This window comes from Aquipuribacter sp. SD81, from assembly GCF_037153975.1.
In the GTDB taxonomy this organism is placed as follows: domain Bacteria; phylum Actinomycetota; class Actinomycetes; order Actinomycetales; family JBBAYJ01; genus Aquipuribacter.
In genome coordinates this window covers 20,678-38,744 of the sequence record NZ_JBBAYJ010000015.1, presented here as the reverse complement: position 1 = coordinate 38,744, position 18,067 = coordinate 20,678, and the positions used below count along the sequence as shown (strand labels likewise).

At 74.1% G+C, this 18,067-nt stretch carries 16 protein-coding genes; 11 read left to right on the top strand and 5 right to left on the bottom strand.

The genetic code is table 11. The annotated features are described in order from the left end of the window. The first annotated feature begins 16 nt into the window (after nucleotides 1–16). On the top strand, nucleotides 17–931 hold the full coding sequence (locus WAA21_RS10575; protein WP_336922758.1) for a phosphatidate cytidylyltransferase: 915 nt from the start codon (nucleotides 17–19) through the stop codon (nucleotides 929–931). A 52-nt stretch (nucleotides 932–983) separates the two neighbouring features. On the opposite strand, the gene WAA21_RS10570 is transcribed toward WAA21_RS10575, so the two are convergent. Continuing rightward, the gene (locus WAA21_RS10570) at nucleotides 984–3,380 is read right to left on the bottom strand and encodes a phosphoketolase family protein (protein WP_336922818.1); all 2,397 of its coding nucleotides are present in this window, start codon (nucleotides 3,378–3,380) and stop codon (nucleotides 984–986) included. 137 nt (nucleotides 3,381–3,517) lie between these two features. Between WAA21_RS10570 and rlmN the strand changes: the two genes are divergently transcribed. The 5 genes from rlmN to WAA21_RS10545 all read left to right on the top strand — a co-directional run bounded on the left by rlmN (nucleotide 3,518) and on the right by WAA21_RS10545 (nucleotide 8,097). Then, nucleotides 3,518–4,627 (top strand): 23S rRNA (adenine(2503)-C(2))-methyltransferase RlmN, encoded by a 1,110-nt coding sequence (rlmN, locus tag WAA21_RS10565; protein WP_336922757.1) that lies wholly within the window; start codon nucleotides 3,518–3,520, stop codon nucleotides 4,625–4,627. Beyond that, on the top strand, nucleotides 4,624–5,160 hold the full coding sequence (locus WAA21_RS10560; RefSeq protein ID WP_336922756.1) for a DivIVA domain-containing protein: 537 nt from the start codon (nucleotides 4,624–4,626) through the stop codon (nucleotides 5,158–5,160). The genes rlmN and WAA21_RS10560 overlap by 4 nt, the downstream gene beginning before the upstream one ends. 2 nt (nucleotides 5,161–5,162) lie before the next feature. Then, the gene (locus WAA21_RS10555; RefSeq protein WP_336922755.1) at nucleotides 5,163–5,591 is read left to right on the top strand and encodes a TIGR03618 family F420-dependent PPOX class oxidoreductase; all 429 of its coding nucleotides are present in this window, start codon (nucleotides 5,163–5,165) and stop codon (nucleotides 5,589–5,591) included. Next, the gene (locus WAA21_RS10550) at nucleotides 5,588–7,081 is read left to right on the top strand and encodes an NAD-dependent succinate-semialdehyde dehydrogenase (RefSeq protein WP_336922754.1); all 1,494 of its coding nucleotides are present in this window, start codon (nucleotides 5,588–5,590) and stop codon (nucleotides 7,079–7,081) included. Before WAA21_RS10555 ends, WAA21_RS10550 begins: the two co-directional genes overlap by 4 nt. 185 nt (nucleotides 7,082–7,266) lie before the next feature. Then, nucleotides 7,267–8,097, top strand: a complete 831-nt coding sequence (locus tag WAA21_RS10545; RefSeq protein ID WP_336922753.1) for a hypothetical protein — start codon at nucleotides 7,267–7,269, stop codon at nucleotides 8,095–8,097. 50 nt (nucleotides 8,098–8,147) lie between these two features. Here the strand turns inward: WAA21_RS10545 and WAA21_RS10540 are convergent, their stop codons facing one another. Genes WAA21_RS10540 through WAA21_RS10525 form a run of 4 tightly spaced genes read right to left on the bottom strand, consistent with a single transcriptional unit; the run spans nucleotide 8,148 to nucleotide 12,190 of the window. Continuing rightward, nucleotides 8,148–9,557 (bottom strand): NAD(P)/FAD-dependent oxidoreductase, encoded by a 1,410-nt coding sequence (locus tag WAA21_RS10540; RefSeq protein ID WP_336922752.1) that lies wholly within the window; start codon nucleotides 9,555–9,557, stop codon nucleotides 8,148–8,150. Continuing rightward, nucleotides 9,554–10,255 (bottom strand): pyridoxamine 5'-phosphate oxidase family protein, encoded by a 702-nt coding sequence (locus tag WAA21_RS10535; protein ID WP_336922751.1) that lies wholly within the window; start codon nucleotides 10,253–10,255, stop codon nucleotides 9,554–9,556. The genes WAA21_RS10540 and WAA21_RS10535 overlap by 4 nt, the downstream gene beginning before the upstream one ends. Nucleotide 10,256: 1 nt before the next feature. Next, on the bottom strand, nucleotides 10,257–11,708 hold the full coding sequence (locus WAA21_RS10530; protein WP_336922750.1) for an aspartate aminotransferase family protein: 1,452 nt from the start codon (nucleotides 11,706–11,708) through the stop codon (nucleotides 10,257–10,259). Then, on the bottom strand, nucleotides 11,705–12,190 hold the full coding sequence (locus WAA21_RS10525) for an Lrp/AsnC family transcriptional regulator (RefSeq protein ID WP_442893266.1): 486 nt from the start codon (nucleotides 12,188–12,190) through the stop codon (nucleotides 11,705–11,707). The genes WAA21_RS10530 and WAA21_RS10525 overlap by 4 nt, the downstream gene beginning before the upstream one ends. A 147-nt stretch (nucleotides 12,191–12,337) precedes the next feature. On the opposite strand from WAA21_RS10525, the gene WAA21_RS10520 reads away from it, so the two are divergent. The 5 genes from WAA21_RS10520 to WAA21_RS10500 are packed head-to-tail and all read left to right on the top strand — an operon-like array spanning nucleotide 12,338 to nucleotide 18,051. Next, nucleotides 12,338–13,816 carry an aminobutyraldehyde dehydrogenase gene (locus tag WAA21_RS10520; protein WP_336922748.1) on the top strand — a complete coding sequence of 493 codons (1,479 nt, stop codon included), beginning with the start codon at nucleotides 12,338–12,340 and terminating at the stop codon, nucleotides 13,814–13,816. Nucleotides 13,817–13,862: 46 nt separating this feature from the next. Next, nucleotides 13,863–15,125 (top strand): polyamine ABC transporter substrate-binding protein, encoded by a 1,263-nt coding sequence (locus WAA21_RS10515; RefSeq protein WP_336922747.1) that lies wholly within the window; start codon nucleotides 13,863–13,865, stop codon nucleotides 15,123–15,125. Then, nucleotides 15,122–16,321, top strand: coding sequence for an ABC transporter ATP-binding protein (locus WAA21_RS10510; RefSeq protein ID WP_442893265.1), 1,200 nt, complete (start codon nucleotides 15,122–15,124; stop codon nucleotides 16,319–16,321). The genes WAA21_RS10515 and WAA21_RS10510 overlap by 4 nt, the downstream gene beginning before the upstream one ends. Nucleotides 16,322–16,324: 3 nt before the next feature. After that, nucleotides 16,325–17,248 carry an ABC transporter permease gene (locus tag WAA21_RS10505; RefSeq protein ID WP_442893264.1) on the top strand — a complete coding sequence of 308 codons (924 nt, stop codon included), beginning with the start codon at nucleotides 16,325–16,327 and terminating at the stop codon, nucleotides 17,246–17,248. 5 nt (nucleotides 17,249–17,253) lie between these two features. After that, the gene (locus tag WAA21_RS10500) at nucleotides 17,254–18,051 is read left to right on the top strand and encodes an ABC transporter permease (protein ID WP_336922815.1); all 798 of its coding nucleotides are present in this window, start codon (nucleotides 17,254–17,256) and stop codon (nucleotides 18,049–18,051) included. The last annotated feature ends 16 nt before the right edge of the window (nucleotides 18,052–18,067 follow it).

Genomic DNA, 18,067 nt, shown 5'->3' with positions numbered 1-18,067 from the left:
CCGGCCGCCTGTGCCGGTGCCCAGCCCCGACGCCGGTGCGCCGGGGTCAGGGCCGCGACGCGTCGCCGTCGTGCCCGACCCGCCGTCGCCGGCCGACGACGGCGACCGCCGCCGCGCGCGGCAGGCGCGCGCCGGGCGGAACCTGCCGGCCGCCGTCGCCGTCGGCACGGCGCTCGGGGTCCTCGTGGCGCTCGCCCTCTTCGTGCGCAAGGAGGCCTTCGTCCTCCTGACCGCGGCGGCCATCGTGCTCGCGCTGTGGGAGCTCGCGAACGCGTTCCGCGCCCGCCGTATCCGCATCCCGGTCGTGCCGGTCGTGGTCGGCGGGGTGGGCATGCTCGTCTCGGCGTTCCTCGCCGGGCCCGAGGCGCTGTTCGTCACCTTCGCGCTCACGGCGTTCTCGAGCCTGCTGTGGCGCGTGCTCGACGGGCCGAACCCGGTCCGCGACGTGACCGCCGGCGTGTTCACGGCGGCCTACGTCCCCTTCCTCGCCGGCTTCGCGCTCCTCATGCTCGCCGAGGACGACGGCCCCTACCGCGTGCTCGCGTTCCTCATGGTCGCCATCGGCAGCGACATCGGCGGCTACGCCTTCGGCTCCGTGTGGGGCCGGCACCCGCTCGCCCCCAACGTCAGCCCGAAGAAGTCGTGGGAGGGCCTGCTCGGCTCGACGGTCTTCGCCGTCGTCCTCGGCGTCCTCGGGGTCGTTCTCGGCCTCGGCGGCTCGTGGTGGGCCGGGGTCCTGCTCGGGGTGGTCGTCGTCGTGACGGCGACGGTCGGCGACCTGTCGGAGTCCCTGCTCAAGCGCGACCTCGGCATCAAGGACATGGGCAGCCTGCTGCCGGGCCACGGCGGGATCATGGACCGCCTCGACTCCCTGCTGCCGGCGGCGCCGGTCGCGTGGGTGCTGCTCGCCCTCATCGTCCCCGTCGCCTGAGCGGCGGAGCGACGCGACCGCGCGGGCCCGGACCGGACCCGCGCGGCCGGTCTCAGCCCGGGTTCTGCTCGGCGAAGTCCCGACGGCTCCACACCCAGTCGGCGACCTCCGGCAGGTCCTCGCCCGTGCGCCGGGTCCACTCGGTGTGCCGCACGAGGGTGTCCTGCAGGTGCTGGCGCACGTGCGCGGCCCGCGGGCCCAGCTGCGGCAGCCGGTCGATCACGTCGATGGCGAGGTGGAACCGGTCGATCCGGTTCATGACCGCCATGTCGAACGGCGTCGTCGTCGTGCCCTCCTCGATGTAGCCGCGCACGTGGATGTTGGCGTGGTTGGTGCGCCGGTACGTGAGGCGGTGGATGAGCCAGGGATAGCCGTGGTAGTTGAAGACGACGGGCCGGTCGGTGGTGAACAGGCTGTCGAACTCCGTGTCGGACAGCCCGTGCGGGTGCTCGGAGGCGGACTGCAGCCGCATGAGGTCGACGACGTTGACGAACCGGATGCGCAGGTCGGGGAAGTGCCCGCGCAGCACGTCGACCGCCGCGAGCGCCTCCATGGTCGGCACGTCGCCGGCGCACGCGAGCACGACGTCGGGCTCTCCGTCGGCGTCGCTGCTCGCCCAGTCCCAGATGCCGATGCCCTTCGTGCAGTGCACGACCGCGTCCTCCATCGACAGGAACTGCGGTGACGACTGCTTGCCCGCCACGATCACGTTGACGTAGTCGCGGGTCCGCAGGCAGTGGTCGGCGACGCTCAGCAGGGTGTTGGCGTCCGGCGGCAGGTACACCCGCACGACCTCGGCCTTCTTGTTCACCACGTGGTCGATGAAGCCCGGGTCCTGGTGGGAGAAGCCGTTGTGGTCCTGGCGCCACACGTGGCTGGTCAGCAGGTAGTTGAGGCTGCTGATCGGGCGGCGCCACTCGATCTCGCGGCTCGTCTTCAGCCACTTCGCGTGCTGGTTGACCATCGAGTCGACGATGTGGACGAACGCCTCGTAGCAGCTGAAGAAGCCGTGGCGGCCGGTGAGGAGGTAGCCCTCGAGCCAGCCCTGGCACGTGTGCTCGGACAGGATCTCCATGACGCGCCCGTCGGGCGCGAGCCCCGTGTCGGTGTCGAGGACGGTCTCCTGCCACGCCCGGCCCGTCGCCTCCAGGACGGCCTGCAGGCGGTTGGAGTTGTTCTCGTCGGGCGCGAAGACACGGAAGCTGCGGTGGGGGGAGTCCAGCGCCATGACGTCGCGCAGGAACTCCCCGAGGACCCCGGTGGCGCCCGCGGTCGTCTGCCCCGGCGACGGCACGTCCACGGCGTAGTCACGGAAGTCCGGCAGCCGCAGCGGTCGGCGCAGCAGCCCGCCGTTGGCGTGCGGGGTGGCGCTCATCCGCCGCTCGCCGGCCGGCGACATGCGGCGCACGAGGTCGACGGGCGCCCCGTCGGCGCCGAACAGCTCCTCGGGGGAGTAGGAGCGCAGCCACTGCTCGAGCACGGCGAGGTGCTCGGGGTTGTCCCGGGTGTCGGCGAACGGCACCTGGTGGCTGCGCCAGTGGCCCTCGACCGGCTTGCCGTCGACCTGCTCCGGCCCGGTCCAGCCCTTGGGGGAGCGCAGCACGATCATCGGCCAGCGGGGGCGGCCGCTGCGCCCGCTCGTGCGTGCCTCGGTCTGGATCCGGCGGATCTCGTCCAGGCACGCGTCGAGGGTGCGGGCGAAGGCGTGGTGCATGGTCTGCGGGTCGTCGCCGGACACCTCGTAGGGCTGCCAGCCACAGCCCCACAGCAGGGCGTGCAGCTCGTCCGCGGGGATGCGCGCGAGCACCGTCGGGTTCGCGATCTTGTAGCCGTTGAGGTGGAGGACGGGCAGGACGGCGCCGTCGTGCACGGGGTCGAGGAACTTCGTGGAGTGCCAGCTCGTCGCGAGCGGGCCCGTCTCGGCCTCGCCGTCGCCGACGACGCACGTCACGACGAGGTCCGGGTTGTCGAAGGCCGCGCCGAACGCGTGGCTGAGGGAGTACCCGAGCTCGCCGCCCTCGTGGATGGAGCCGGGCGTCTCCGGGGCGACGTGGCTGGGGATGCCGCCGGGGAACGAGAACTGCGTGAACAGCCGCGCCATGCCCCGCTCGTCCAGCGACACGTCGGGGTAGACCTCGCTGTACGTGCCGTCCAGCCACGCCGCCGCCACGAGCCCCGGCCCGCCGTGCCCGGGCCCGATGACGTACATCATGTCGAGGTCGCGCTCGATGATCGCCCGGTTGCAGTGCACGTGGACGAAGTTGAGCCCCGGGGTGGTGCCCCAGTGCCCGAGCAGGCGCGGCTTCACGTGCGGCTCGGCGAGCGGCTCGCGCAGCAGGGGGTTGGCCATGAGGTAGATCTGGCCCACCGACAGGTAGTTGGCGGCGCGGAACCACGCGTCCACCGCCGCGAGGGTGTCGTCGTCGAGGTAGGGCCCGGAGGTGGTCATCGTGTCGTCCACCCCGCCAGCGAAGCCCCGCGCCGCGGCGGGCACAACCCCACGAAGGTCCCGGGTCGCCCCGCGGGGGTGCGCTACGGCGCCCTTCGGTGGTGGGCGCACCGCCCGCGGCTTGGCACACTGGTCCCGTGCCCCTCGAGCTCGTCCTGGCTGCGCCGCGCCGCGGCAAGCCCCCGCAGCACCTCGCCGACCTCACCGGTGAGGAGCGCGCGGCTGCCGTGCAGGCCGCGGGCCTGCCCCGCTACCGCGCGCAGCAGCTGTCCCGGCACTACTTCTCCCGCTTCACCGCCGACGCCGCCGACATGACGGACCTGCCGGCGGCCGAGCGCGAGGCGGTGGTCGCCGCCGTCCTGCCCCCGCTGCTCACGCAGGTGCGGCGCCTCGAGGCCGACCACGGCGCCACCCTGAAGACCCTGTGGCGGCTGTTCGACGGGTCGCTCGTCGAGAGCGTGCTCATGCACTACTCCGACCGCACGACGCTGTGCCTGTCGAGCCAGGCCGGCTGCGGCATGGCGTGCCCGTTCTGCGCGACCGGTCAGCAGGGGCTGACCCGCAACCTGTCGGCGGCGGAGATCGTCGACCAGGTCGTGCGCGCCTCGGCCGTCACCGGGCGGCGCGTGAGCAACGTGGTGTTCATGGGCATGGGCGAGCCGCTCGCCAACTACAACGCCGTGGTGACCGCGCTGCGCCGCATGACGGACCCCGCACCGGAGGGTCTCGGCATCTCCGCCCGGCACATCACGGTGTCGACGGTCGGGCTCGTGCCGGCGGTCGAGCGGCTCGCGGCCGAGAACCTGCCGGTCACGCTCGCGGTGAGCCTGCACACCCCCGACGACGAACTGCGCGACGAGCTCGTGCCCATCAACACCCGGCACAAGGTCGGCGAGCTGCTGGACGCGGCCCGCCACTACTTCGAGGTGACGGGACGGCGGGTCAGCATCGAGTACGCGCTCATCCGCGACGTCAACGACCAGGCGTGGCGGGCCGACCTGCTCGCGCGCGAGCTCAACCGTCGCGGGCGCGGCTGGGTGCACGTCAACCCGATCCCGCTCAACCCGACGCCCGGCTCGCGCTGGACGGCCTCCGACCCCCGCGTCGAGCACGAGTTCGTGCGCCGTCTCCGCGCGGCGGGGGTACCGACGACGGTCCGCGACACCCGGGGGAGCGACATCGACGGCGCGTGCGGCCAGCTCGCCGCCCAGGACCTCGTCCAGCCGCGCGAGGGGTCCGACGCGTGAGCACCGACCTGTTCCACCGCTCGGGCCGGCTGCGCAAGGGCTACCACCGGGAGCAGGTCGAGGACTTCCTCGACCGCGCCAAGCAGGTGTGGGACGCCGGCGGCCCGCCCGGCGCGGTGACGTCGTGGCACGTGCGGACGGTCGGCTTCGACCTGCGCCGCGACGGCTACGACATCGGTGCCGTGGACGAGGCGCTGGACCGGATCGAGGACGCGTTCGTCTCGCGCGAGGAGCGCGCGGGGCCGAACAGCTGGCGCGAGGCGGAGGAGGGTGTGCTCGCGCGGCTGCAGCGCGGCGACGGGACGCGCTTCCCCCGCGGCCGGGCCCTCGGCCTCGGCTACCGCGTCGGCGAGGTCGACGCGCTCACCGCCCGCATCCGCGACCACCTCGTGCTCGGCCGGCCGCTGGCCGTCGACGAGGTGCGGACGTCGGTGTTCCGCGCCGGGCGCGGCTCACGCGGGTACCGCGAGGCGCCGGTCGACGCGTTCCTCGACCGCGTCGTCGACGTCATGCGCCGCCGCGGCTCCGGCTGAGCGTGCGCCTCGACCCGGCGCGCCTCCCGCCCGCCGCGCGGGACTTCCTCACCGAGCGGCACCTCGCGACCCTGTCCGGGCTGCGGGCCGACGGCTCGGTCCACGTCGTGCCGGTCGGCTTCACGTGGGACGGCGAGGCGCGCCTCGCCCGTGTCATCACCTCCGCCGGCACGCAGAAGACCCGCAACGTCGAGCGGGGCGGGCGGGTCGCGCTCTGCCAGGTGGACGGCTGGCGCTGGCTCACGCTCGAGGGCCCGGCGCGCGTCCGCACGGAGCCCGACGTCGTCGCCGACGCCGTCGCCCGCTACACCGCGCGGTACCGGCCGCCGCGGGACAACCCCCGCCGGGTCGTCGTGGAGGTCGCGGTGGACCGCGTGCTGGGTCTCGTGGAACGGCCGGGCGACCGGACGCGCGCTACCGTCCGTCCGTGAGCGCCGACGCCGCCGGACCCGAGCCCGTGACCGTCGAGCGGGAGCGCGCCGTCGTCGCCGCGGTCCCGACCGGCCTGCTGCTGGACGGCCGGTGGCGGGACGCCTCCGGCGGCGCCCGCATCCCCGTCGAGGACCCGGCGACGGGGGAGGTGCTCACCGACGTCGCCGACGCGACCGCGGAGGACGCCCGGTCGGCCCTAGAGGCGGCCGTCGCCGCGCAGGAGGGCTGGGCGGGCACCGCCCCCCGCGAGCGGGGAGAGCTGCTGCGTCGCGCCTTCGAGCTGACCGTCGAGCGGGGCGAGGACCTCGCCCTGCTCATGACGCTGGAGATGGGCAAGCCGCTCGCGGAGTCCCGCGCCGAGGTCACGTACGGCGCGGAGTTCCTCCGCTGGTTCTCCGAGGAGGCCGTGCGCGCGTACGGGCGCTGGTCCACGGCACCGAACGGGGCGAGCCGGCTGCTCACCATGAAGCAGCCGGTCGGGCCCTGCTACGCCATCACGCCGTGGAACTTCCCCCTCGCCATGGCGACCCGCAAGATCGGCCCGGCGCTCGCGGCCGGCTGCACGATGGTCCTCAAGCCCGCCGCCCAGACCCCCCTCACGGCGCTCGCCTTCGCGCAGGTCCTGCTGGACGCGGGCCTGCCCGACGGTGTCGTGCAGGTCCTGCCGACCTCCGACGCCGGCGCCCTCACCGCGCCGCTGCTCGGCGACCCGCGGCTTCGCAAGGTGACGTTCACCGGCTCCACCCCGGTGGGCAGGCGCCTGGTCGCGCAGGCCGCGGAGAACCTGCAGCGGGTGTCCATGGAGCTCGGCGGCAACGCGCCGTTCCTCGTCTTCGCCGACGCCGACCTCGAGGCGGCCGTCGACGGGGCGGTCCTGGCGAAGATGCGCAACATCGGCGAGGCGTGCACGTCGGCCAACCGCTTCCTCGTCCACGCCGACGTCGCCGAGGAGTTCTCCGCCCGGCTCGCCGAGCGCCTCGGGGCGATGCCGGTCGGGCGCGGCACCGACCCGGCGAGCAAGGTGGGGCCGCTCATCACGCGCGAGGCCCGGCAGGGCGTCCACGCCCTAGTCGGCGAGGCCGTGTCGGCGGGCGCGCGGGTGCTGACCGGCGGCGAGCCGGTGGCCGGGCCCGGCGCGTTCTACCCGCCCACCGTCCTCACCGACGTGCCCCACGACGCCCGGCTGCGCCGGGAGGAGATCTTCGGCCCGGTCGCCCCCGTGTCGACGTTCACGGACGACGACGAGGCGGTCCGCTCGGCGAACGACACCGAGTACGGCCTCGTCGCGTACCTGTTCACCCGCGACGTGTCCCGCGCCGTCCGCGTGTCGGAGCGGCTGCAGTTCGGCATGGTCGGGCTCAACCAGGGCGTCGTGTCGAACCCCGCCGCGCCGTTCGGCGGGGTCAAGGCGTCGGGCTTCGGCCGGGAGGGCGGCGCCGAGGGGATCGAGGAGTACCTCGACACCAAGTACGTCGGGCTCGCCGTCTAGGGCGGCCCCGTCCGGCCCGGCCTGCCCGCCGCAGCGCCCCGCGCTGCGCCGTCCGCGTGACGGACCCGTCACGAGATGGTCACGCCCGGCGCTTGAGGTGGCCCGCCGACCGGCCGATGTGCTCGGTGACACCGCGAGCGCCACGAGACCCGACCCGTCCCGACCGAGACCCACGAGAGCCGATGATGCCGATCCGCACCCTGTCCCGACGCCTGCTGGGCGCCGCCGCCACGACCGTCGCCGTCGTGGCCGCCCTCAGCACCCTGGCCGCCGCCCCCGCCTCCGCCGCGCTCACCGCGCCGCGGCCCCCCGTCTCCTTCACCACGGCCCCCGAGCAGCCCGCGCCGTACGTGGGCCAGCTCATCTGCGACCCCGCCGAGAAGCCGGGCGCGCAGGCGGTCCGCGCGCTGCTGCGCGAGACCTACGGGGTCGCGAACACCGGCGGCATCTCGCGCAGCTGCACCCAGGGCGGGCGCAGCGAGCACAAGGAGGGGCGCGCGTACGACTGGGCCAACGACGTGTCGAACGCGACCCACAAGGCCCGGGCCGACCACTTCGTCGCGTGGGCGACGGGCCCGGACAGCCAGGGCGTCCCCGGGGGCAACGCTCACCGCCTCGGCATCCAGTACGTGATCTGGAACAAGCGGATCTGGAACTCCCGCAGCGGGTGGAAGGACTACACGGGCGCGAGCCCCCACACCGACCACGTGCACGTGTCCCTCTCGTGGGACGGCGCGTACAAGCGGACGTCGTGGTGGACCGGCACGGCGCTCACGTCGCACGACTACGGCCCGTGCGAGTACTACGTCGGCGAGCTCCCCACGTCGCACACCGTCCGGAACACGTCCCCGTGCCCCGCACCCGTGCCGCGCCCCGCACCCACGCCGGTCCCCGAGGAGGTGCGCACGCTCGCCCGCCGCGCCGCGCCGACTGCCCTCAGCCCCCTGGCCCGCACGTGCCGGTTCATGTCGACGATCGTGACGGCACCGGCCCGCGGGACGTGCGCGAGCCGCTGACGGGGGACGCGACCGCGGGCCCCGCCCCGCCCTGACGGGGGCGGGGCCGCTCAGTGCCCGGTGAGCCGGCCCAGCACCTGACCCGACAGCGCCGGCCGGCCCGTCAGCCGCTCCTCGGCGTCGGCGACCGTCGCCATGGTGAGGCCCGCGTTGACCCCGGCCCAGCGCAGCGGCTCCGGCTCCCAGCGCCGCGAGCGGTGCTGCACCCACGGCAGCCGGACCAGGTCGCTGTCGTGCCCGAGGAGCAGGTCGGCGAGCGTCCGGCCGGCGAGGTTGGCCGTGCCCACCCCGTCACCGACGTAGCCGCCGGCCCAGCCGATCCCGGTCGCCGGGTCGAGGCCGACGCCCGCGTGCCAGTCGCGGGGGATGCCGAGCGGCCCGCCCCACCCGTGCGTCACCCGGTACGGCGCCACCTGCGGCAGCAGCTCGTGCAGGGTCGCCCGCAGCCGGGCGAACACGCGGTCGTCGCGGTCGAAGGCGGGCCGGATGCCCGAGCCCCAGTGGTAGGGGGCGCCGCGCCCGCCGAACACGAGCCGGTCGTCGGCGGTGCGCTGGCCGTAGACGACGAGGTGGCGGTGCTCGGAGAACGTCTCGTACCGCGCGAGGCCCACCTGCTCCCACACCGACGGCGGCAGCGGCTCCGTCGCGACGACGAGGCTGTACACCGGCACGACGCTGCGACGGCTGCCGGGCAGTGCCGACGTCCACGCCTCCGTCGCGCGCACCACCTGCCGCGCGCGGACGGTGCCCCGCACGGTCCGGACGGCCCCCGGCGCGATCACGGTGGCGGGCGTGCCCTCGTGGACGTGCACCCCCTGCCGTCGCACCGCCGCCGCCAGCCCGCGGACGAGCGCGGCGGGCTGCACCCGGGCGCAGTGCGGCGTCCACGTCGCGCCCCGCACCCGGGTGGCGGCGAGGCGCTCGGTGGCCGCGGCGGCGTCGAGCAGGTGCACGCCGTCGACGCCGCCGTAGCGCTCGTCGACCCGGTGCTCGGTGCGCGCGCGGCGCAGCTGCGCCTCGCTGCGGGCGAGCACGACGGTGCCGCCGCGAGTGAAGCCGCACCCGATGCCCTCCGCCGCCGTGACCCGCCCGACCTCCTCGACCGTGTCGTTCATCGCGCGTCGCATGGCGAGGGCGGCCTCGCGCCCGTGGCGGGCGTCCAGCGCCGCGACGGAGGCCGGGAACAGCGCCGAGCACCAGCCGCCGTTGCGGCCGCTCGCGCCGAACCCGGCGACGTGGCTCTCGAGGACGACGACCCGCAGGTCCGGCCGCGCCCGGCTCAGGTAGTACGCCGTCCACAGCCCCGTGTACCCCGCCCCGACCACGCAGACGTCGGCCTCGGCGTCGCCGTCGAGGACGTCGGCCGGGACGAGGTCGTCGCCGGCCTCGGCGACCTGCTCGTGCCACAGCGACAGCGACCGGTACGGCGCGGCGGCGTCCCCGGCCCCCGGCGCGCTCACGTGCGCCCGCCGGGCCACGTCGCGAGGTACGGCGGGACCGGCAGCCCGGGCGGCAGGTCGGGCGCGGGCTCCGGCTCGCCCCACACGTGGTGCAGCGGCACGACACCGGCCCACACGGGCAGGTCGAGGTCGGCGGGGTCGTCCTCCGGGCCGTCGTCGGACACCTTGAGCGACCACTCCGACAGCGGCAGCGCGAGCACGCGGGTGGCGGCGAGCTCCTTGCGCGACGGCGGGCGCGCCTCCGTGCGGCCCGGCAGGAGGTGCGTGGTGAGCACCTCCAGCCCGCGCTCCGCGGCCCGGCCGGTGAGGACCTCGCAGCGCCCGAGCGCCACCAGGCAGCGGTAGCGCATCGAGGACTCGAAGCGGCTCCGGGCGAGGACGAGGCCGTCCAGCGCCGTCACCGTCACGCACGCCGGCGCGCCCTCGGCGAGCGCGCGGAACAGGCGCGAGCCGGTGCTGCCGTGCAGGAGGAGCCGCTCGAAGGGCCCGTCCCCGTCCTCGCCGTCCCCGCGGTCGGGGGCCACCGCGAGGGGCAGCACGAGCGGCTGCGTGCCGAGGCCCACCCCGACGTGGGCGACGAGCGCGTCACGCAGCAGCGCGTCGCGCGCGGCGACGTCGTGGACCTGCTTGTGCGGCAGGCGGCGCACGCGCGTGCGCGCCGCCGCGCCGTCCGGCTGCGCCGTCGCCCCGCCCGTCACGTCAGAGCCGCGCCCACGCCTCGGTGAGCACACCCCGGAGGATCTGCTCGATCTCGTCGAACTCCGCCTGCCCGCAGACCAGCGGCGGCGCGAGCTGGATGACGGGGTCGCCGCGGTCGTCCGCGCGGCAGTACAGGCCCGCCTCGAACAGCGCCTTGGACAGGAAGCCGCGCAGCAGGCGCTCGGACTCCTCCTCGTCGAAGGTCTCCCGGGTGGCCTTGTCCTTCACCATCTCGATGCCGTAGAAGAAGCCCTCGCCGCGGACGTCGCCGACGATCGGCAGGTCGAGCAGGCGCTCCAGCGTCGCGCGGAAGGCGGGCGCGGTCTCCTTGACGTGGGCGTTGAGGCCCTCGGCCTCGAAGATGTCGAGGTTGCGCATCGCGACGGCCGCGGAGACCGGGTGCCCGCCGAAGGTGTAGCCGTGGGCGAAGCTCGTCGTGCCGTGCCGGAACGGCTCGAACAGCCGGTCGCTGGCGATCATCGCGCCGATGGGGGAGTAGCCGCTCGTCATCCCCTTGGCGCACGTGATCATGTCGGGCACGTAGCCGAGGTCGTCGCAGGCGAACATCGACCCGATGCGCCCGAACGCGCAGATGACCTCGTCGGAGACCAGCAGCACGTCGTGACGGTCGCAGATCTCGCGGACGCGCTCGAAGTAGCCCGGCGGCGGCGGGAAGCAGCCGCCCGAGTTCTGCACCGGCTCGAGGAACACCGCCGCGACGGTCTCCGGCCCCTCGAACTCGATCGCCTCCTCGATCCGGTCCGCCGCCCAGCGCCCGAACGCCTTGGGGTCCTCGCGCAGGTGCTCGGGGGCGCGGTAGGCGTTGGTGTTCGGCACCTTGAACGTGCCGGGCACGAGCGGCTCGAACATCTCCTTGGCCGCGGGGATGCCGGTGATGGACAGCGCCCCCTGCGGGGTGCCGTGGTACGCGACGGCCCGGCTGATGACCTTGTGCTTGGTGGGCCGGCCGACGAGCTTCCAGTACTGCTTGGCGAGCTTCCACGCCGTCTCGACGGCCTCCCCGCCGCCCGTGGTGAAGAACACCCGGTTGAGGTCGCCCGGCGCGTAGGAGGCCAGCCGCTCCGCGAGCTCGATGGCCGCGGGGTGGGCGTAGGACCACAGCGGGAAGAACGCGAGGTCGCCGGCCTGCTTCGCGGCGGCCTCGGCGAGCTCGCGCCGGCCGTGGCCGGCCTGCACGACGAAGAGCCCCGACAGCCCGTCGAGGTACCGCCGGCCGCGGTCGTCCCAGATGCGCGCGCCCTCCCCCCGCACGATGACGGGGACCGAGCCGCCCTCCTCGTACGTCGAGTGCCGCGCGAAGTGCTGCCACAGGTGGTCGCGCGCGGCCTGCTGCCGGGGGGTGCCGCGGGGGGTCCTCGCGTCCTCGGCGGCGCGGTCCCCGCCGTCGTGCCCGCCGTGGTGCTCCGTCGTGTCCTGCGGTGTGGTGGTCATCGGGTGCCCCAGTCGTAGCGCTGCCCGTGCAGCTTGAGGTAGACGAACGTCTCGGTGGTCGCGACGCCGTCGAGGGTGCGGATGCGCTCGTTGAGGAGCGTGACGAGGTGGTCCTCGTCGGCGCACACCACCTCGACGAGCAGGTCGAACGAGCCGGCGGTGAGGACGACGTAGTCGACCTCCGGCATGGCGGCGAGCGCCTCGGCGACCGGCCGCATGTCGCCGGTGCACCGGATGCCGATCATGGCCTGCCGGGCGAAGCCCAGCTGCATCGGGTCGGTGACGGCGACGATCTGCATGACGCCCGCGTCGAGCAGGCGCTGCACGCGGTGGCGCACGGCCGCCTCGGACAGGCCGACGACCTTGCCGATGCTGGCCCAGGCGCGACGGCCGTCCTCCTGGAGGAGCTCGACGATCCGCTTGGACACGTCGTCGAGCACCAGCGGGAGCGAGCCCGCCGACCGGTTCGACACGCGCGCCATGGTGGCCGCTCGGCACGCTCGGTGGCAAGCCCGTCACCCCGTCGTGGTGACGGAAGCCGTCGTCTCGTGCCCGTCACACGACCGAATCACGATCGTGACGCGCCTGGTCCTACCGAATCCGAGGCCCAGCCGTTATGGTCCCCGGTCATGACGACCGCTCCGTCCGCGCCCGCCCCGGCGGGCTCCGAGCAGCTGCCCGTCCTGCGCAACTTCGTCGGCGGCCGCCACGTCGAGTCCCGGGCGGAGGCCCACGACGACCTCGTCGACCCCGCCACGGCGCGCACCGTCGCGCGCGCACCGCGCAGCACCGCCGCCGACGTCGACGAGGCCTACGCCGCCGCGGCCGAGGCGTTCCCGGGGTGGCGCGACGCGACGCCGTCGGAGCGCTCGCTCGCGCTGCTGCGCATCGCCGACGCCGTCGAGGCCCGCGCCGCGGAGCTCGTCGACCTCGAGGTGCAGGACACGGGCAAGCCGTACGACCTCACGATGAGCGAGGAGATCCCGCCCACCGTCGACCAGATCCGGTTCTTCGCCGGCGCCGCGCGCATGCTCGAGGGCCGGGCCGCGGCGGAGTACATGGCCGGGCACACGAGCTACGTGCGCCGGGAGCCGGTCGGGGTGGTCGGGCAGGTCACGCCGTGGAACTACCCGCTCAACATGGCGACGTGGAAGTTCGCGCCCGCGGTCGCGGCCGGCAACACCATCGTGCTCAAGCCGAGCGACACCACCCCGCAGTCGACGCTGCTGCTCGCCGAGATCGCGGCGGAGTTCCTGCCGCCGGGCGTGCTCAACGTCGTGGTCGGCGACCGGGACACCGGCCGCGCGGTCGTCGCGCACGAGCGCGCGGACATGGTGGCGGTCACGGGCTCCATCCGGGCCGGGCAGCAGGTCGCCGAGGCGGCCTCGCGCAGCCTCAAGCGCGTCCACCTCGAGCTGGGCGGCAAGGCGCCGGTGGTCGTGTTCGAGGACGCCGACCTCGCGGCCGCGGCCGAGGGCATCGCGGGGGCCGGGTACTTCAACGCCGGGCAGGACTGCACCGCCGCGACCCGGGTGCTCGTGCACGCCTCCGTCGCCGCGGACTTCACGGCCGCGCTCGCCGAGGCCGCCCGCGGCACGACGCTCGGCATGCCGCGCGAGGCCGGCACGGACGTCGGGCCGGTCAACAACCCCGACCAGCTCGCCCGCGTCCTCGGCTTCCTCGACCGGCTGCCCGACCACGCCTCCGTCGACGCGGGCGGGGGGCGCGCGCAGCAGCTGGGTGACGGTTTCTTCGTCACGCCCACGGTCGTGTCCGGCGTGAGGCAGGGTGACGAGGTGACGGTCGACGAGATCTTCGGGCCCGTCATCACCGTGCAGACCTTCACCGACGAGGCCGAGGCGCTGCGCCTGGCCAACGCCTCCCGCTACGGCCTCGCCTCCAGCGTGTGGACGAAGGACCACGGCCGCGCGATGCGCGCGAGCCGGGCCCTGGACTTCGGCTGCGTGTGGGTCAACACCCACATCCCGCTCGTGGCCGAGATGCCGCACGGCGGGTTCAAGCAGTCCGGCTACGGCAAGGACCTGTCCGCCTACGGCTTCGACGACTACACCCGCATCAAGCACGTCATGACCAACCTCGACGGCTGAACGCGTCCCGCGTCCGACCGTCACCGGCCCCCGGAGGAGAACCCCCGTGACCGCTCGCCCCCTGCGCCGCCCGCCCCTGCACACCCTGTCGCCCGCGGCCCAGGCCCTCGTGCGCAGCCGGCTCGCCGGGCGGCGCCCCGCCCGGCGCGACGTGCTGCGCGGCATGGGCCTGGTCGGGCTCGGCGCCGGGCTGGCCGCCTGCGGCACGGGCGGCACCGCCGCCGGGAGCGGGTCCGGCGCCTCCGCCGGCGCGCTGACCCCGCCGGAGGACACGAGCGAGGAGGACCCGACCCTCAGCTGGGCGAACTGGACCCTCTACCTCGACGTGTCCGAGGACGGCTCGACGTACCCGACGCTGGAGGCGTTCGAGGAGGAGTCCGGGATCGCGGTCGAGTACTCCGAGGACATCGACGGCAACGACTCCTACTACGGCCGCATCCAGGGCCAGCTCGCCAACGGCGACGACATCGGCCAGGACATCGTCGTGTTCACCGACTGGATGGCCGCGCGCATGATCCGCCTCGGCTACACCCAGGAGCTCGACGAGGCGAACATCCCCAACAAGCAGAACATCCTGCCGAACCTCGCCGACGTCGACTTCGACCCGGGACGCACGCACTCCCTCACGTGGCAGTCCGGCTTCGCCGGCATCGCGTGGAACCGCGAGGCCGTGCCCGAGGGGCTCACGAGCGTGTCCGACCTGTGGAAGCCGGAGCTGCGCGGGCGGGTCGAGGTCCTCGACGAGATGAGGGACACGATGGGCCTGATCATGATGGACCAGGGCGTCGACATCGCCGGGGACTGGGGCGCCGAGGAGTTCGGCCGGGCCCTGGAGGAGCTGGAGCGCCAGGTGAGCAGCGGCCAGATCCGCCAGGTCGTCGGCAACTCCTACAAGGAGGACCTCGTGAGCGGCGACGCGCTCGCCGTCATCGGCTGGTCCGGCGACATCACGCAGATCAACTTCGAGTCCGGCGACCGGTGGGAGTTCGCCCTCCCCGAGGCCGGCGGCACGCTGTGGAGCGACAACATGCTCGTCCCCATCGGCAGCCCGAAGAAGACGAACGCCGAGCGGCTCATGAACTACTACTACGACCCGGCCGTCGCCGCCGAGGTCGCCGCGTGGGTCAACTACATCTGCCCCGTGCAGGGCGCGCAGGAGGCGATGCTCGACATCGACCCCGAGCTCGCCGAGGACCCGCTCATCTTCCCCACCGAGGACTTCCTCACCAACGTCTCCATCTTCCGGTCGCTGTCCGGTGAGGAGGAGACGGACTTCGGCACCGAGTTCCAGCGGGTGATCGGCCGGTGACCGACACCGTCGCCGGGGCGGCCGCCCGCCCGGCCGGGCGCGCCGACGCGGCCGCCGGCGACGGCCTCGCCCTGCGCGAGGTCCGCAAGGCGTTCGGCGAGGCGGTCGCCGTCGACGGCATCGACCTCGACGTGCCCGCGGGGTCGTTCTTCGCGCTCCTCGGCCCGAGCGGGTGCGGCAAGACGACGACCCTGCGGATGGTCGCCGGGCTCGAGCACCCCACGAGCGGCACCATCACCCTCGGCGGGCGCGACATCACGACGACGAAGCCCTTCCAGCGGCCCGTCAACACCGTGTTCCAGTCCTACGCGCTGTTCCCGCACCTGAGCGTCGTCGACAACGTCGCCTTCGGGCTGCGCCGGCGCAAGGTGCAGCGCTCGCGGGAGCAGGCGATGGAGGCCCTCGAGCTCGTCGAGCTCGCCCACGTCGCCGACAAGCGGCCCGCCCAGCTGTCCGGCGGCATGCAGCAGCGCGTCGCCCTCGCCCGCGCCGTCGTCAACCGGCCGGACGTGCTGCTGCTCGACGAGCCCCTGGGTGCGCTCGACCTCAAGCTGCGGCGGCAGATGCAGGTCGAGCTCAAGCGCATCCAGACCGAGGTCGGCATCACCTTCGTCCACGTCACCCACGACCAGGAGGAGGCCATGACGATGGCCGACACGGTCGCGGTCATGAACGCCGGGCGCATCGAGCAGCTCGGGGCGCCCGAGCAGCTGTACGACAGCCCGGCCACGCCCTTCGCCGCGACGTTCCTCGGGCAGTGCAACCTGCTGCCGGGGACGGTCGCGCACATCGGTGCCGACCGGGTCGACGTGCGCCTGGAACTTCCGGGCGGCACCCGCGTCGTCGTGCCGCGGCGGCGCGCGCCCGAGGGGGTGGCCGAGGGCACCGAGGTGCTCGTCGGGGTGCGCCCGGAGAAGGTGCTGCTGCGGGCGGCCGGGGACCCGGAGGCGGCCGCGGCGAGCGGCACCAACGTGCTGGGCCCCGCCCGGGTGGTCGACCGGTCCTACACCGGGGTCAGCACGCAGTACCTCGTCGACCTGCCCGGTGCCGGACGGCTGTCGGTGTTCCACCAGAACCTCGGCGGCACCGCCGACCCGGCCTCGGGCGCCCACGTCGACCTCACGTGGGACGTCGACCACGGCTTCGCGCTGCTCGGCCACGACGTGCCCGCGTCGTCGCTGGACGACGAGGCCTGAGCCGTGGCGGTCGCCCACGCCCCCGCGGGGCACGACCGGGTGTCCCCGACCCCGACCGAGCCGGGCCCGGGGCGGCGCCGCCAGCTCGGCTGGCTCCTCACGCTGCCCGGGCTGGGCTGGCTAGCGCTGTTCTTCGCCCTGCCCATCGCCCTGCTGTTCTCCACCTCGCTCATGGTCCCGGTGCCGGGCGGGGACATCGGCCAGTTCGAGCCGGCCTTCCGGGTCGCGAACTACACCGAGGCGCTCGCGGAGTACTGGCCGACCTTCGTCCGCTCCTTCGCCTACGGGCTGCTCGCGACGGTGCTCGCGCTCCTCATCGGCTACCCGCTCGCCTACGTCGTCGCGGTCAAGTGCCGGCGGTTCCCCACGCTGCAGGCGCTGCTCCTCGTCCTCATCATCGCGCCGTTCTTCACGAGCTTCATCCTCCGCACGATCGCGTGGCGGCAGATCCTCGCCGACGAGGGCGTCGTCGTGCAGACGATGCAGGCGCTCGCGCTGCTCCCGGGTGACGGCCGGCTCACCGCGACGTCGTTCGCGGTGGTCGCGGGCCTCACGTACAACTTCGTGCCGTTCATGACCCTGCCGATCTACGCCTCGCTCGAGCGGCTCGACCTGCGCTACGTCGAGGCCGGGCAGGACCTGTACGCCGGGCCGTGGACCACGTTCCGCACCGTCACGTGGCCGCTGTCGCTGCCCGGGGTCGTCGCGGGCACGCTGCTGACGTTCATCCCCGCCTCCGGCGACTACGTCAACGCCGCGCTGCTCGGCACCTCGCGGACGCAGATGATCGGCAACGTCATCGAGTCGCGGTTCTTCCGCATCGTCGACTACCCGACGGCGGCGGCGCTGTCGTTCCTGCTCATGGCGACCATCCTCGTCATCGTCTTCCTCTACATCCGGCGGGCCGGCACCGAGGACCTCGTGTGAGCGGGCTGCTGCAGACCGTCCGGCGCCGGCCCGGTGACGCCCTCCTCGTCGCCTTCGCCGTCGTCGCCTTCGGGTACCTGTTCGTCCCGATCGGCTACGTCGTCGCCTTCTCGTTCAACGACGGGCGCCGCTCCAACCTCATCTGGCGCGGCTTCACGTGGGACAACTGGCTCAACCCGTGCGGGGCGCCCGGGGTGTGCGAGGCGCTCGGGAACTCCATCCGCATCGGGCTGCTCGCGACCCTCGTCGCCACCGCGCTCGGCACGCTGCTCGCCTACGCGCTCGTGCGCTACCGGTTCCGCGCCCGTGGCGCGATCAACCTGCTCATCTTCCTGCCGATGGCGACGCCGGAGGTCGTGCTCGGCGCGTCGCTGCTCGCGCAGTTCCTCAACGTGGGGGCGCGGCTCGGCTTCTGGACCATCGTGGCCGCCCACATCATGTTCACGCTGTCGTTCGTCGTGGTGACGGTCAAGGCGCGGGTCGCGACGCTCGACCCGCGCCTGGAGGAGGCCGCCGCGGACCTCTACGCCTCCGGGGCGCAGACCTTCCTGCGGGTGACGCTGCCGCTGCTGCTCCCGGGCATCGCCGCGGCGGCGCTGCTCGCGTTCTCCCTCAGCTTCGACGACTTCATCATCACGAACTTCAACTCCGGCAACACCGACACCTTCCCCAAGTTCGTCTACGTGGCGGCCGCCCGCGGCATCCCCGCGCAGGCGTACGTGATCGGCTCGGCGATGTTCGCGATCTCGCTGCTCGTCGTCGTCGCCGGCCGGCTCCTCACGCTCCGCCGCGGCCGGGGCTGACACCGCCGCCCGGCGC

Excerpts from the sequence above, each read along its gene's own strand:
- WAA21_RS10525 (WP_442893266.1), bottom strand. The coding sequence starts at position 12,190 with ATGGCGCGCGTGTCGAACCGGTCGGCGGGCTCGCTCCCGCTGGTGCTC.
- WAA21_RS10530 (WP_336922750.1), bottom strand. The coding sequence starts at position 11,708 with ATGACCACCACACCGCAGGACACGACGGAGCACCACGGCGGGCACGAC.
- WAA21_RS10545 (WP_336922753.1), top strand. The coding sequence starts at position 7,267 with ATGCCGATCCGCACCCTGTCCCGACGCCTGCTGGGCGCCGCCGCCACG.
- WAA21_RS10570 (WP_336922818.1), bottom strand. The coding sequence starts at position 3,380 with ATGACCACCTCCGGGCCCTACCTCGACGACGACACCCTCGCGGCGGTG.
- WAA21_RS10520 (WP_336922748.1), top strand. The coding sequence starts at position 12,338 with ATGACGACCGCTCCGTCCGCGCCCGCCCCGGCGGGCTCCGAGCAGCTG.